Below are 14,373 nucleotides of genomic sequence, written 5' to 3'. Positions count from 1 at the left end.
TGCATCGCCTCCCCGTGAGCCGTCGCTCAACACGCTAGTTGGTCAGATTGACCATGCGCTCGACAGCGCGACGGGCTCGTTGAGCGACATCCGGATCGACGGTCACCTCGTAACGCAGGTTGACGAGACTGTCGTAGATGTTCTCGAGGCTGATCCGCTTCATGTGCGGGCAAAGATTGCACGGCCGGATGAACTCGACGTCCGGCACCTCGACGGCGACGTTGGACGCCATTGAGCATTCGGTGACGAGCATGACTTTCGGCGGCCGCTTGTCCTTCACCCATTGGATCATTCCCGACGTCGATCCGGTGAAGTCGGCGACGGCGATGACGTCCGGCGGGCATTCGGGGTGCGCGATGATCTTGAGGCCGGGTTCAGCCTCGCGCATCGTTTGCAGTTCTTCGCCCGTGAAGCGCTCGTGGACTTCGCACGCGCCCTTCCAGGTGATGACCTCGACCTTGGTCTGCGTCTGCACCCACTTCGCCAGATATTGGTCTGGTATGCACAGAACGCGGGGCGCGCCGAGGCTTTCCACAACTTTCACGGCGTTCGACGATGTGCAGGTGATGTCACATTCGGCTTTCACGGCTGCCGACGTGTTCACATAGGTGACGATCGGCACGCCCGGATAGGCTTCGCGCAGCATGCGAACGTCTTCCGGCGTGATGGACGACGCGAGCGAACATCCGGCGCGCATGTCCGGGATGAGCACGGTTTTGTCTGGCGACAGCAGCTTCGACGTTTCCGCCATGAAGTGCACGCCCGCCTGCACGATGATCTTCGCGTCGACGCGTGCGGCTTCCTTCGCCAGTTGCAGGGAGTCGCCGCGGAAATCCGCCACGCAGTGGAAGATCTCCGGCGTCATGTAGTTGTGCGCCAGGATAACGGCGTTGCGCTGCCGCTTCAGCTCGTTGATCGACTTGATCAGTGGCGCGTAATGCGGCCACTCCATCGGCGTCACGACGTGCTGGACGCGCGCGTAAAGCGGCGCCATCTCCGCCTCGAGAGACTTGGACCAGGAATAGGGGGGCACGGCCTTGGCGGCCGGGTGCGGACCAGTGGCAGGTTTTGCCAATCTCTCAAGGGTGGAAACCATTGACCCGTCTCCCGTCAGATAGTATATGCTCTTAGTGAGTATAAACTGCGTAAAAGCAACGTCGGCCAAGCTAGCCGCTTGTCAGACGCTAGAAATGCTCTCGCAGAGCATTCCTAATTGACATTAACATAGTGCAGATGGAAACAGATTTCCAGGGCGACGGTTCCGTCAACCCTGGATTTGTCATGACAGCGTCGTGCGCATTAGTTTCGCACTGGCGGCGCCGAAACTCTGACGCCGGGAGCCGGGCGCTCCAATAGAACTTCGCGGCGAAAGCGGAACAGCTTTGCCGGCCGGCCGCCCGTTCTGGTTTTCACGTCGCCCGTTGGTTCGACGAGGCCCGCGCCTTCGACAAGCCTGCGGAAGTTCTGCTTATGCAGGTGCGGACCGAGAATGGCTTCGACGGTCTTCTGCAGTTCGTACAGTGTGAACTCGTCCGGCATCAATTCGAAGACGACCGGGCGATATTTGATTTTCGATCGCGTCCGGCTGATCGCGGTTGCGAGGATGCGGCGGTGATCCGACTGCATCGGAAGCCCGAGCTTCGGACGGTCGGTCCATTCCCGTGCCGCGCTTCGTCCGTCGCGCAGCGCTTCATCCACAAGCCCGGCCTCGTAGAGCATCTCGAAGCGTTCGAGCACCTTTTCTTCGTCCCACGCCATGCCGTCGAGGCCGAAGCAAATGCGAACGCGGTCGGCTCGCGGAATGGGCGATAACCCTGCTTTGGGCGAACTTGGTTTCTCCGCCCAGGCCTTGATGCGGGGCTCGATTTCGTGCGCGATAACCTCGGGCCGGCCGCGACGCCAGTCTTCCCAGGGAAAGTACTGATACCAGCTCCGCCAGACGCCGTTCGTCAGGCCGTGATGGCCGACAGCCTGCGTCAGGGCGAGATAGCCGATGGAAACGACGTGAGGCGAGGCATCGTCCGGCTCGGCATGGCGTCCACGGTCAGCGAACGTGTAGAGCTGCTCGGCGTAGCCAAGATCGAGCCCGGTCTGGTTGTGGACCCAAGCTCTCAGTCCGCTTTCCAGAGTACGATGTTCAATTGGATCGAATGGACCGAACGGCAGGATGTCGGTCGCGCCAATGCGGTCCGGTTCGCCGCGCACCACAAGCGCGACGGGCTCATTGTCGGCGACGGCTACGATCGCCGCGTTAAGACCGATGCCGACCGACGGAGAAAGCTCCGTATCGGCATCTGGAGTCCGATGAGATGTCTCGGGCGTCGGTTTTCTCCGGCCAGAAAGTTCCATGTTCATCTTGTCTTCCCCGTGCTCCCCATGAGGCGAGCTAGTGGGCGATCGTGGCGATTTTCAGATATCCTGCACAAGTAAAAAACTGCGGTTTTGCCGCAAATTGGCCCGATTGTCAGAGGCTGCAAAGTGCTTTGAATTCGCCGAGAAATCGGGTTTGCGCATCAGTAGTAGAATGCGGCGTAAGCCCCCTAAGTTCCCTGTCGATGACATCGGGCAGATCAGGGCGGCCAAAAAAGCGTTCGGCTTCCTCGGGAGCGAAGCCCGCCAGCGTCGTCGCTTCGTAGTACGCGGCCATGGTATCGGCGCGCTTGATGACCGAAACGACGTAGGCGTCCATTCGGCCCAAGCCGAAACGATCGTGGATTGCGGCGAGGAGCTTCTGCTCGAAAGCCTTGTAGTCAAAACCGATGGCGGCTTTGAACGGGCTGATTAAATCCCCGATGACATATTCCGGCGCGTCGTGAAGCAGTGCGGCGCAAAGCTCGCGCGCTCCAAACCGAGGTTCGATGGTCCGGACGATATCGGTGACGACGAGGCTATGCTGGGCGACGGAAAAAGCGTGGTCGCCGACCGTCTGCCCATTCCAGCGTGCGACGCGCGCAAGCCCGTGCGCGATATCCTCGATTTCGATATCGTCCGCCTGCGGATCAAGGAGATCGAGGCGGCGGCCCGACAGCATCCGCTGCCATGCCCGCTTCGGAGACGTGTCTTCGGCGCTCATAAGCCTTCGATCTTGAGTTTCTTCTGGAGTTTCGCGCACGGCGCATGGCGAAAGCAGGTCACGATATGGTCGTTGACCATGCCCGTCGACTGCATAAACGCGTAGAGAGTCGTTGCGCCGACGAAGCGAAATCCCGCGGTTTTCAGGGCTTTACTCAAGCGTTTCGAGGTGTCCGTCTCGGTCGGCGCATCCTTGAAGTTCTGCAGGTTATTGATGACCGGCCGTCCGTCGATCAGCCCCCAGAGGAAGCGCGAGAAGGGCATTGCCTCGCTGAGCGCGAGGTAGGCCTTGGCGTTCGAGATCGTCGCTTCGATCTTGGCACGGTTGCGAATGATGCCTTCGTCGGCCATCAGGCGCGCGATGTCGCGCTCGCCGAAACGCGCGATGCGCGCCGCATCGAAACCATGAAACGCCTTGCGGAAGTTCTCGCGCTTTCGAAGGATCGTGATCCACGACAGGCCGGCTTGAAATCCTTCGAGCGTCAATTTTTCGAACAGCGCGCGATCGTCCGTCATCGGAACGCCCCACTCGTCGTCGTGGTAGAGCGCATAGTCCGTGCCCGTCGCTCCTGCCCAGGGGCAGCGTTCTCGCTCCGCTCGAGCAGTCATGACGGCAACGTCACGGACGGCCGCGCCGCCGCCGATGTCCGGTAACGGGAGAGCGCCTCGGGATCGAGGTCGATCGCCGTGCCGCCAGCTTTCAACTGCTGATTTTTATCTTGCGCGCCGACGGCGCGATCGAGACGAACCATCGCAAGGCCATGCAGCCCGTCGACGGTGCCGACCCGGCCGATGGCAATCTCGCCGAGACGGATGTCGGCGCCGGAGGTCAAAGGCGCGGCAGCGGAGATCTTCAGGACGCGCTTGCGCACGATCGTCTTGTTCTGCATCCGCGCGACGATTTCCTGGCCGACATAGCAGCCCTTCGTAAATGACACGCCATGGAACAGATCGAAATCCGCTTCATGCGGATAGGCGTCGCCGAACTCGAAATCCTTGCCGCCTTCCGGAACGCCGAGCCGGACGCGCAGCGCGTCGTAATCGAGATGCGCAAGCTCGACGACCTGCGCGTCGGGCGGCGGCGGCGATTGCACCAGCCACCGGATGCCCATCGCCGGATGACGCGGATCGTTGAAATGGATGCACGTTCGCGTCGCCGTCAGCGTGGTGGCGCCATCGCCCCAAACCGCGTACACCGCAAAACTTGGCGACACGTCGGTGATCGCGACGTCGGCGCGGAGCTTGTACATCGTCAGCCGCTTGACGAGATCGGCCGTCTTGGCGGTGGCGACGTCGAGCAGATATCCCGTCTCCGTGCGCACGATGAAGAAATCGAACAATATCTTGCCTTGCGGCGACAAGAGGCCCGCAAAGCGCGCTTCGCCGGCGTCCAAGCCTTCGATTTCGTTGGTGACGAGGCTCTGTAATAATTTTTCGCCGTCGGCGCCATCGATGCGAACGACGCCGCGATCGGTCAGTCGCGCGATATTTACGCTGGACATAAGCGTTCGCCTCGATTGCAAACGGGGTGAGAGTTACGTATGCGGGGTTCAAGCCGAAGGCAAGTGTGAGGAGCGCCGGCAAAAATGGCCGATACATTCGATGTCTTGATCCGTGGCGCGACCGTCGTCAACCATGACGGGGAGGGCGTCCGCGATATCGCGATTTTGGGCGGCCGGATTGCGGATATCGGCAACCTCGGCGCGGCCGGCGCGGCGGAAATCATCGACGCGGCGGGTCTGCACATCCTGCCGGGCGTCATCGACACCCAGGTGCATTTCCGCGAGCCGGGCCTCGAGCACAAAGAGGATCTCGAAACGGGGAGCCGCGCTGCGGTCGCCGGCGGCGTGACGGCAGTTTTCGAGATGCCGAACACGAAGCCGTTGACGACAAGCGCGGAAACGCTTGCCGACAAGGTCCGCCGAGCCCGCCATCGCATGTTCTGCGATTTTGCATTTTTCGTCGGCGGCACGCGCGACAACATCGCCGACATCCCAATCCTCGAAAAGCTCGAAGCCGCCGCCGGCATCAAGGTGTTCATGGGCTCGTCGACTGGCGACCTTCTCGTCGACGAAGAAGACGCGCTCGACCGGATCATCGCCAGGATTTCCCGGCGGGCTTCGTTTCATGCCGAGGACGAGGCGCGGCTCAAGGCGCGGATGCATCTGCGCCGCAAGGGCGATCCGTCTTCGCACCCGGAATGGCGCGATCCCGAAGCGGCGCTCATCGCCACGAAGCGGCTCGTCGGTCTCGCCGAGAAGCACGGCAAGCGCGTGCATGTCCTGCACGTCTCGACGGCGGAGGAAATGGAGTTCCTGCGCGACCACAAATCCTACGCCACTGTCGAAGTCACGCCACATCATCTGACGCTGCAGGCGCCGGAATGCTACGAGCGCCTCGGTGCCTACGCGCAAATGAACCCGCCCGTCCGCGATGCGCGTCACAGGGCAGCCATATGGGACGCGCTGCAATCCGGCGTGGTCGATGTTCTAGGCTCCGATCACGCGCCGCACACGCGGGAAGAAAAAGAACACACCTATCCCGACACGCATTCGGGCATGACGGGTGTGCAGACGTTGGTGCCGACCATGCTCGATCATGTGAACGCCGGGCGGCTGTCGCTGCAACGTCTGGTCGATTTGACGAGTCACGGCCCGCAGCGCCTGTTCGGTATCAGGAACAAGGGCCGCATCGCCGTCGGCTATGACGCTGATCTCACCGTCGTCGATCTGAAGCGGCGAGTGCGAATTTCGAACGACTGGATCGAAAGCCGCTGCGCCTGGACGCCTTACGATGGTGCTACGGTGACGGGATGGCCAGTCGGCACGTTCGTTCGCGGCCACAAGGCAATGTGGGAGGGCGAAATCAACGGGCCCGCCCGTGGCGAGCCCGTGCAGTTTCTCGAGGGCTTCGTCCGCTGAGGTCAGCGCGAAGCCGGCCGCATCAGCCTTCGTTATCGGCCTTCGCAACGCGTGCGATGCCGGCCGGCAGACGCTTCAGCACGTGCACGGTCGTTCCGACGCCTGCGATGGAGGCAAGATGCGTGACGTTGCCGTTCGTCATGCGGATGCAGCCCGACGATGTCGCCGTGCCGATCGAGTTGACGTCGTTCGTCCCGTGAATGCGATAAAGCGTGCTGCCGAGGTAGAGCGCCATCGCGCCGAGCGGATTGCGGACGCCGCCCTCCATGTGAACCGGAAGCCCGGGCTTGCGCGCGCGCATCTCAGCCGGTGGGTACCAGTCGGGCCAGGCGACCTTGCGCGAAATCTTCTCGACGCCCGACCACGCGAAGCCCTGCTTGCCGACCGCGATCGGATAGCGATATGCGGTCGTCGATGACAGGACGTAATAGAGGCGGCGGCCGGCGGTATCGATGACGATCGCCCCCGCGCCGTAGCTATTCGGGAACGACACCTTGGGCGGAGCGGCGGCCGAGATATGCGGTCTGCCGCCGCCGGTCAGCGTTCCTTGGGCGCTGGTCGATGAACGCTCGTCGTCATCGTCGTCTTGCCCGCTGTTTTGCGGGCGTCCCCAATCCCAGCCCATACCAAACAGCGGTTCCGGCGCCCGTTCGACGCGCTGGCTGCTGCTGCGTTTCTGTTTTTTGGGGGGAACATATCCGTAATTTTGCTGGAAGGGATGGAAGGCTTGCGCCGGTGCGGCGATGGCGCAGCTCAAAATAGCGGCTGCAAGAATACTCATACGCTTCATCAAACTCATCCTTGCTTGTCGTCTCGCTTGTAGCGGGACGCAATAAAGCAAAAGCCGATGCGGTGGCCACCCCTCTGCGGCAATTCGCAGTCAATCGGAAATTGCAGTTTGTTTTGAGCGCACCGTCATTCGATGCGCTTGAACATCAGCCAATTGCCGTCGGCGGCGATGACGACGCACCACCACATCCAGCGCTTTTTCTCATGCATCTCAGCGGCTTTGGCAGGGCTGACGAGGCGGTAGAGGTCGACCTCCTCAGCTGGCGTCAGCTTATCGAGCGGGCGCTCTGCCAGATACGGCCAGATATAGAGCAGGTTGTTCTCGATGTCGCTGCCGAAGGGCTTCGCGGCGGGCGGCATGTTCAAAAGCTCGATCAGATTGGCAAGAATTTCCTGGCCCTTGCCGTCCGCCGATTGCGTCTTCAGCGCCGCGATCGGATCGGCAGCGCCGGGTGCGCCGATGTCTGGCGCCCTGCCGCTCATTTCGAAGACCGACTTCAACTCGTCGATGTTGCCCGAGCGTGCTGCCGTAAGTATGGCTTCGCGAAGATCGGAGACGTGCTCCGGAAGCTTCGGAGCTTGTGCGCTTTCCGCCGCCGCGACTTGCAAGCCGTGGACAAGAGCAATGGGCGTCACTACGAGTAGAATCAGCAGCACCCGTCCGATCAGGGTGTTCAGGCGCGGCCGGGACGGTTTCGCTTGCAAGGAGAGTTTACTTGATGAGCGTTCCAGCATAGTCACCGAACCATCACTTCCACCTGAGGCTGAAAAAACGCGCAGTCTGATTTCGGTCCGCGCAAATTCCACTCCCGGACGCGAGCACGCCCGCCTTGATGGACTATATCCCCAATCCGCTCATCATCCCTATCGGCATCATCGTTGGGATTCTCATTGCTGCGCCCGTGGGCCCCGTCAATGTCCTCTGTATTCAGCGCGCTATCGAGCGCGGATTCTGGGGTGGCATCGCAGCCGGCATCGGATCGGTGATGGGCGACGGCCTGATCGCGCTCTGCGCGGGATTGGGCGTCGGAACGATATCAGGCGCAGTTGAAACGCATCGCGCGATCATCCAGGTGCTGGGCGGGCTGGCGTTGATCGCCTTCGGCACGCGGCTTTATTTCACCGCTCCGCGACTGCGCATCGTGTCCGAGGCGGAATCTTCTTCCGAGAGCCTCAAGGATTTCGTCTGGGACATTCCCCAGACGTTCTTCCTCACGATTACCAACCCCGGCGCCGTGCTGGGGCTCTTCGCCGTCTTCGGCGGCGTCAGCACGTTCGTCGAAGTGCATTCGACGATCGACGTTCTGCTGATGGTCGCCGCGATCGTCGGTGGCAGCATGCTGTGGTGGATCGCGCTGTCGCACATCATCAGCCGCTACCGCCATCAGATCGACTTGCGCACGCTGGCGCTCGTCAACCGGATCGCTGGACTGCTGCTTGGCAGCTTCGGCGCGATTCTCATCGCTGAGGTGATCTGGAAGGGCGGCAGTTTCTGACTGCCGTCTTCGCCAGGAATTCGCCAGGACTTCGAGCGATTACTGGTCGCGGCGCGTGAGCGTGAACTCGCCTTCGACGACGCGTTTCTCGAGACCGCGCGTCAGATGGATGACGGCGTCTTCCCCGTAAATGGCGACCAGATCGGTGAGCGCCGTGAACAACGCGGCGTAGGCCATTTGCTGCGGCTCGACCCCCGTGTCGACGCCCTCATCCCAAGCGGCCAAAATCAGATCGAGCGCCTTCAGCGTCGGGTTTTTGGTGTCGATGTCTTCGAAGCACTGCATACAGAATCCAGCCCGTTGTCCGCCCGTTGCGGGCGGCTCCCCTAACGGAGAGTGTGGACTAGCATGAGCTTCAGCGGAAGTTCTTAGCGGCCACAATTCACAGTAAACCGGCTATTGAGGAACATTGGTCGCGCTGCAATGCACCAACACTCACGGAAAGGCTTTGAGCAAGCCTTCCGAGAGAGACGATCCCTCCGACAGAAAGCGCGTGATCGCGGTCTGTGCCGACGGGCTGCACGTATTATACGTGCGGCTGTAGCTACGATAACCTTGATTGAAGGCGCGCGTGAGCTTGGCGCGTCGAAGCGCGCTTGATCCTTCCGCGTCCATCAGCTCACGCATGCGGTCACGCCAATACTGACCTTCGTTCGCGCTGCAAAGCTCGCGCAGATAGTGAATGGCGCCGAGAATCTCCGAGAGCCGCAGCAGGCGGTCGTCGTATGGCTTGACGTCGGGCGCGGCCATCGCGGCATTTGCCGACAACCCTAGCGTGCCCACGGCGAAGAGAAACGCCAGAACGGCGTTCCGGCATCTGCCGCAGGACGAAGCTTTTCTGACTGACCGTTGCATCGCGATTGCGCTTAAATCAGATTCTGGGCCGGCGGACGGCGGCATTCATATAAAATATTGCGATGAGACGCGAAGGACTTTGCGATGTGCTCCCGCTACAGTCTGATTTGCTCGCCGGAGGCGCTCTGCCGGGAGTTCGGGAGCTATCAGGTCGACGACTTCCCCCCACGCTACAACATCGCGCCGTCGCAGCCCGTCCTCATTCTCCGCGCAAGCGCCAGAGGAGGGCGGGAATTCCAACTGGTACGCTGGGGGCTCATCCCGTCCTGGACGAAAGACCCGGGCCAATTGCGCATGCTCGTCAACGCCAGGGCCGAGACGGCGGCCGAGAAACCCTCGTTTCGTGGTTCAATGCGCCATCGCCGGTGTCTGATACCGACGACCGGATATTACGAATGGACCGGCGGTCGCGGCTCCCGCCAGCCGCATCTCATCCGGGTCGGCGACCGCCCCGTTTTCGCGATGGCCGGGCTTTGGGAGGCTTGGCTCAGAGCCGATGGCAGTGAAATCGAGACGATGGCGATCCTGACCACCGCGGCGAACGCCGACGTGGCCTCCATTCACGAGCGCATGCCCGTGATGATCACGCCGGAGCATTACGATCGCTGGCTCGATTGCAGCGCGGGCAGCGAAAAGGAGGTCCTGGACCTCCTCGGGCCGCTACCCAGAGGGCGCATGACCGTCATGGCCATCAACCCGAAGCTGAATGACCCGCGCGCCGAAGGGGCGGACCTGCATCAGCCGTCCAACCCGACGCTTTTTTAGAATTTCACTGGGACGGGGCGTCGTGCCGTACAGGGGCGACTTTCGGCCAGTCTGGTAACCATGTCGACTCGCGGTGCCACGCATTCGCGGCTAATCTCTGTAGGTCAAGAGCTTGACGATATCCGCTCGTATCAACGGCGCGGTCGAGGGTGATGTTGGTGCGTTGAGAGCGCGCGCGTGATGGGAGACGACCTAATGGCGTACAGGGGCGAAGATCTTGATCTCAGGACTCCGCAGACCTGGACCGGCACACCGGCGGAACTCGTAACGCCTGCCGAGATCCAGGCCGCGCAGAACGGAAAGCGCGGTGTCTATCGCTCCGGTCCGATCCTCGTCGACGAGACGGTGCTCGCCTGCTGCAATCTTGCCTACGATGTTGCCGTGGCCCATCGCGCAGGTGAAGTCCGCATCGAGCATCTCCTCAATGCGATGACGCGCATCGATGCGTCGATTGCGTCGCTCGAAGCGCGCGGCATTCGTGTGCCGTCGCTGCGTCGCGAGACGGCGGCGATTGTCGCGGGAGACATCCCGCCTGCAGGCGGCAACGGCTCGGTGTCGCCGCGCCGCTCGGATGAGTTCGCTGATCTGCTCCGGCTTGCCGCCGCCGCCGCCAGCCGCCGCAATGCGGCGGCCGATGTCGACGATCTGCTCCAGATTCTGCTTGATCATCGCTCCGACCTGCCGGGCTCCGATATCGTCTTGCGCTTCGCCGCGCGTGCGCCGCTTCGCGACGTCAGCGAGCCTTTGCCGCCGTTGACCCGCTCTAATGCCGATCTGCGCTACACCGCATCGAGCAGCGGCCGCTACGTTTCGGATCAGACGCGGTCTTATCGCGGCGAGATCACGGGAAGCCCCACCGACGCGCTGCAGAATTCGCGCATCGAGGCGCTCGAGCAGATCGTTCGCGCTCTGAGCCAGGATTTTTCCAACGAGCGGCACATCATTTCGGGGCTCGTTCGCGATTTGGGTCGCGATGCCCAAGCGCATCAGGGAGACCAGGATCACCGGCAAGACGTTCTACTTGATCGTATCGGAACGCTGGAGCAATCCGTGCTCGAAGCGCGCGGAGCGCCCGCGCCGTCCGACCAGTCGCTCGTGGCGAAGCTCGAGGATATCGAGGCCGGGCTTGAACTCCGCCTGCAGGAGATGTCACAATCGTGGAGCGTGCTCTCGCAACGCTTGCAGGATCTCGAAGGCTCCATTCGCGAGCGCGCATCCGCGAGCGGCGCAACGGTGGAGGACTTACGAAATGCCGTCGATCTGAAACCGATTTCGAGCCGCCTCGACATCATCGAGGAAGCCCTTCTCGGCGACCAGCGACGCGGCGACGGCAACGGCGAACTCGGTGAGCGGTTCGATAAGCTTCATGGCGACGTGCGGCAGGCGCTTGCGACGACGAACGACGGCGGCCGGATCGCGACGCTGGTTGCCGGTCTCGAACACATCAATGGTCTTGCCAGCAAGCTCGATGAGCAGCATCACTTGGTATCTCAGGTCACGGCCAATCTTGCCGAACGCGTCGGCGGCGTCGAGCGCGCGCTGACGGGCGAGATCGAAACCGCCGCCGCCAAATATCAGGCGTACGCGAACGATCTCTCCGAACTGCATGATGCGCTGATGAAGCTTAACCAGAACCAGCACACCCTTGCGGGCTCTATGGATCAATGGCGAACCGACGCCGCGACCGATGTCGCCAATATTCTGAACCGCATCGCTGAGGTTGATCGCGACTCCGCGCTGCCGGTCGAGACGCTCAATCAGATCAACGCCCACATGGACACGATGAACCGCTTCGTCGTCGCGCGTTACCAGCGTCGCCACGGCTTCTGGTACTGGCTGTTCGGGACGGACGATTGGATGGGTGCGAGCTGGCCTTCCAAGAAGGATTCGGACACGCAGGCTTGACCGGATGGAGCGGTGACGCGTGATGCTGCGAAGCGTTAACCTGCGTTAACCGAATTGGCATGGGGCGTGCGTCACGGCGAGCTGACAGTTTCAATCCAGCACGCCCAGGCAGCAATGAACTTTCGCGCACACCTCGCCACCTCGCCACGCCTCGCTGACATTCTTTCTCCGGACCGGAACAGCTTCGGCCTTCTGCGCTTCGCGATGGCGACGCTGGTGCTTGTTTCGCACAGCTATCTCTACGCGGCCGGCACGTCGGCGGCTGAGCCGCTGCAACCATGGCTCGGGCGCTCGCTCGGCGAATGCGCGGTGCGCGTCTTCTTCATTCTGAGTGGCGTGATGGTCGCGCAAAGCTTCGATCGCAGCCGCAGCCTCGTCGATTTCACCGTGGCACGCGTGCTCCGGATTTTTCCGGCGCTGATCGTCTGCGTGCTTGTCGTTGCGTTCGTGCTCGGCCCCATCGTTTCGGCCCTGCCGGTCGCGGAGTATTTTAAAAGCCCGGAACTCTATAGCTACGCCGTCAAAACGCTGACGCTCGCAACCGGCTCAGCGCCGTTACCGGGCGTGTTCGAGACGAACGCCTATGCCGGCTACGTCAATTCATCGTTGTGGACGCTGAAGTACGAGGTCGCCTGCTATGTCGGGCTTGGTGCTCTGGGCGCCGCAGGTCTTTTCGATCGAAAATTGCGCTGGTTTGCTGCGGCCGGCCTCGCAATCATCGTTGCGACCATCTCTCTGACGCTCCCGGCCAATCCCGACGACTACGGCTTTACGCAGAATCTCCGCTACTTCGTCGTCTATTTCTATGGCGGCGTGCTGGCTTATCTGCTGCGCGATTATCTGATGATCACCGGCGCACTGCTGCTGCCGTTGTTTCTGCTGTTCGTTGCCTCCGTGCAGACGCCCTTCGCGGAAGTCGGCGCCATGCTCTTTCTCGGCTACGGCGCGCTGTGGGCCGCGACGAAAATGAGGGGACCTCTGCGCGGGCTCTGCAATCGCACCGACGCGTCCTTCGGCATCTATATCTTCGCAGGTCCCGTGCAGCAGACGCTTCTCTGGCTCTTTCCGGCGATATCGCCCGTCGTGCTAACGTTGGCCGCCTTCGCGATTGTGCTGCCGCTGGCGATCGCCTCGTGGAGGTTTGTCGAGAAGCCGTCGCTGCAACTCAGGTCCATCATCACGAACTGGCTGAGGTCGAACGGTCGTCGAGCCGAGACTGTCTCCGGCTAAGCACGCTCGCGCGGCACGTCCTGCACGCGTTCACCAAATTTCGATGCCGTCCCGAAATCGGATCGAAACGGGGTTGTGCCGGACCGCTCGTCCGTGTTTTGATTAAGGAAGTGTTAACGGGCGTCATGAGGCCAAGATGTTGCGTCGGTATCTGATCGTGAACGGCACCATGACCGTTCTGCTCTACGGCGCCGTGTGGGCCTTCGCGCCGTCGGTTCCCCACCTCGTCGAGTCCGCGCAAGCAACGTTCAAGACGTTCGCAATCGATAGCCCGCTGCTGCGTCCGGTCGTTGATCGCATCATCGTTGGTCGTTGAGCTTCCGTGATTTTCAATCGCGTGGCGCGGCGGCTCGCGCCAGCCGGTCGTTGATGGCTTCCCCGAGGCCGTGAGCGGGAATGGGCGTCACCGCGATGGTTTCGGCGCCGCTGCCATCAAGCCTGCGAAGCGCTGCGAACAAATTCGCCGCCGCTTCGATGAGATCGCCCGAGGGGCTGATGTTGATGATCGCCTTTGCGGGGCGCTCAGCAATCGGGCCGAATGCGAGCACCGCTTCGTGTGGCTCCCAGATTTCCGCATTGAGTCGGAGCTTGCTGTCCGGCGCGTAATGGCTACGCAGCTGACCGGGCGACGTTAGGTGCTTGCCGCTCTCGCTGGCGCGCACGATTTTTTCTCCGAGAATGTCCTCGATCGCCTCAGACGAGATCGCTCCCGGCCGAAGCAGGACAGGTGCCGCGCCGGTAAGACTGAGCACCGTCGATTCCAGCCCGCGCGGCGTTTGTCCAGCATCTAGGATGACTGCAGCATTGTCGCCCAGATCCGCCGCGACGTGCTCGGCGCGCGTCGCGCTGACGTGCCCTGAGCGATTGGCGGACGGAGCGGCGATCGGCCGTTGCGCGGATTTGAGCAACTCGCGCGCGACGGCATGCTCGGGAGAGCGGAGGGCGACCGTCGGCAAGCCTGCCGAGACAAGCTCGCTGACCTCCGTCGTCTCGATTCGCGGTACGACGAGCGTCAATGGGCCTGGCCAGAAAGCGTCCGCCAAACGCCGTGCCGTCGCCGAGAACGAACCGATGATGACGGCCTGTTCGAGCCCAAGCACGTGCACGATCAGCGGATTGAACGACGGCCGACCCTTGGCGGCAAAAACGCGCGCCACGGCTTCCCCGTTGGTCGCGTCGGCGCCGAGGCCGTAAACCGTTTCCGTTGGAAACGCCACGAGCGCGCCGGAACGGATCAGGTGACCGGCTTCCTCTATCCATTCCGCGTTCGCAGGCACGATCCTGCCTTGCATTCGTCAATCACCCGATTTGCTACAGCTTCGCATCAAGCATAGTGTTCC

General features: G+C 62.0%; 16 protein-coding genes. 6 read left to right on the top strand and 10 right to left on the bottom strand.

What is annotated here, in order from left to right:
* Window positions 1-34: 34 nt before the first annotated feature.
* The 5 genes from nadA to WC026_RS11640 all read right to left on the bottom strand — a co-directional run bounded on the left by nadA (window position 35) and on the right by WC026_RS11640 (window position 4,574).
* Window positions 35-1,096, bottom strand: a complete 1,062-nt coding sequence (nadA, locus tag WC026_RS11660) for a quinolinate synthase NadA (RefSeq protein ID WP_372711136.1) — start codon at window positions 1,094-1,096, stop codon at window positions 35-37.
* 203 nt (window positions 1,097-1,299) lie between these two features.
* Entirely contained in the window at window positions 1,300-2,355 is a 1,056-nt protein-coding gene (locus WC026_RS11655) for an NAD regulator (RefSeq protein ID WP_372711135.1), read from the bottom strand.
* Between the two features lie 109 nt (window positions 2,356-2,464).
* Window positions 2,465-3,073, bottom strand: a complete 609-nt coding sequence (locus tag WC026_RS11650; RefSeq protein WP_372711134.1) for a hydrolase — start codon at window positions 3,071-3,073, stop codon at window positions 2,465-2,467.
* A complete protein-coding gene (locus WC026_RS11645; RefSeq protein ID WP_372711133.1) occupies window positions 3,070-3,681 on the bottom strand; it encodes a DNA-3-methyladenine glycosylase I in 612 nt (203 codons plus the stop codon). Before WC026_RS11645 ends, WC026_RS11650 begins: the two co-directional genes overlap by 4 nt.
* Window positions 3,678-4,574, bottom strand: coding sequence for a folate-binding protein YgfZ (locus tag WC026_RS11640; protein ID WP_372711132.1), 897 nt, complete (start codon window positions 4,572-4,574; stop codon window positions 3,678-3,680). Before WC026_RS11640 ends, WC026_RS11645 begins: the two co-directional genes overlap by 4 nt.
* Window positions 4,575-4,658: 84 nt before the next feature.
* Between WC026_RS11640 and WC026_RS11635 the strand changes: the two genes are divergently transcribed.
* Window positions 4,659-5,993: a dihydroorotase gene (locus tag WC026_RS11635; protein WP_372711131.1), complete on the top strand. Its 1,335-nt coding sequence runs from the start codon at window positions 4,659-4,661 to the stop codon at window positions 5,991-5,993.
* Between the two features lie 22 nt (window positions 5,994-6,015).
* On the opposite strand, the gene WC026_RS11630 is transcribed toward WC026_RS11635, so the two are convergent.
* Together WC026_RS11630 and WC026_RS11625 are read right to left on the bottom strand one after the other, a co-directional pair.
* A complete protein-coding gene (locus tag WC026_RS11630; RefSeq protein WP_372711130.1) occupies window positions 6,016-6,783 on the bottom strand; it encodes a L,D-transpeptidase in 768 nt (255 codons plus the stop codon).
* A 125-nt stretch (window positions 6,784-6,908) separates the two neighbouring features.
* The gene (locus tag WC026_RS11625) at window positions 6,909-7,487 is read right to left on the bottom strand and encodes a hypothetical protein (protein WP_372711129.1); all 579 of its coding nucleotides are present in this window, start codon (window positions 7,485-7,487) and stop codon (window positions 6,909-6,911) included.
* 128 nt (window positions 7,488-7,615) lie between these two features.
* On the opposite strand from WC026_RS11625, the gene WC026_RS11620 reads away from it, so the two are divergent.
* Complete coding sequence (locus tag WC026_RS11620) at window positions 7,616-8,278, top strand: LysE family translocator (protein ID WP_372711159.1); 663 nt, start codon at window positions 7,616-7,618, stop codon at window positions 8,276-8,278.
* Window positions 8,279-8,317: 39 nt separating this feature from the next.
* Here the strand turns inward: WC026_RS11620 and WC026_RS11615 are convergent, their stop codons facing one another.
* Together WC026_RS11615 and WC026_RS11610 are read right to left on the bottom strand one after the other, a co-directional pair.
* Window positions 8,318-8,563: a hypothetical protein gene (locus tag WC026_RS11615; RefSeq protein ID WP_013215949.1), complete on the bottom strand. Its 246-nt coding sequence runs from the start codon at window positions 8,561-8,563 to the stop codon at window positions 8,318-8,320.
* 150 nt (window positions 8,564-8,713) lie between these two features.
* Window positions 8,714-9,133: a TIGR02301 family protein gene (locus WC026_RS11610; protein ID WP_372711128.1), complete on the bottom strand. Its 420-nt coding sequence runs from the start codon at window positions 9,131-9,133 to the stop codon at window positions 8,714-8,716.
* Between the two features lie 84 nt (window positions 9,134-9,217).
* On the opposite strand from WC026_RS11610, the gene WC026_RS11605 reads away from it, so the two are divergent.
* The 4 genes from WC026_RS11605 to WC026_RS11590 all read left to right on the top strand — a co-directional run bounded on the left by WC026_RS11605 (window position 9,218) and on the right by WC026_RS11590 (window position 13,349).
* Window positions 9,218-9,898, top strand: coding sequence for an SOS response-associated peptidase (locus tag WC026_RS11605; protein ID WP_372711126.1), 681 nt, complete (start codon window positions 9,218-9,220; stop codon window positions 9,896-9,898).
* A 195-nt stretch (window positions 9,899-10,093) separates the two neighbouring features.
* The gene (locus WC026_RS11600) at window positions 10,094-11,803 is read left to right on the top strand and encodes a Clp protease (protein WP_372711125.1); all 1,710 of its coding nucleotides are present in this window, start codon (window positions 10,094-10,096) and stop codon (window positions 11,801-11,803) included.
* A 114-nt stretch (window positions 11,804-11,917) separates the two neighbouring features.
* A complete protein-coding gene (locus WC026_RS11595; RefSeq protein ID WP_372711124.1) occupies window positions 11,918-13,033 on the top strand; it encodes an acyltransferase family protein in 1,116 nt (371 codons plus the stop codon).
* Between the two features lie 136 nt (window positions 13,034-13,169).
* Entirely contained in the window at window positions 13,170-13,349 is a 180-nt protein-coding gene (locus WC026_RS11590; RefSeq protein ID WP_372711123.1) for a hypothetical protein, read from the top strand.
* A 13-nt stretch (window positions 13,350-13,362) separates the two neighbouring features.
* On the opposite strand, the gene WC026_RS11585 is transcribed toward WC026_RS11590, so the two are convergent.
* A complete protein-coding gene (locus tag WC026_RS11585) occupies window positions 13,363-14,325 on the bottom strand; it encodes an L-threonylcarbamoyladenylate synthase (RefSeq protein ID WP_372711122.1) in 963 nt (320 codons plus the stop codon).
* Window positions 14,326-14,373 lie beyond the last annotated feature (48 nt).

This window comes from Hyphomicrobium sp. (assembly GCF_041674905.1).
GTDB lineage: Bacteria > Pseudomonadota > Alphaproteobacteria > Rhizobiales > Hyphomicrobiaceae > Hyphomicrobium_B.
This window is presented reverse-complemented; position numbering and strand designations above follow the sequence as displayed.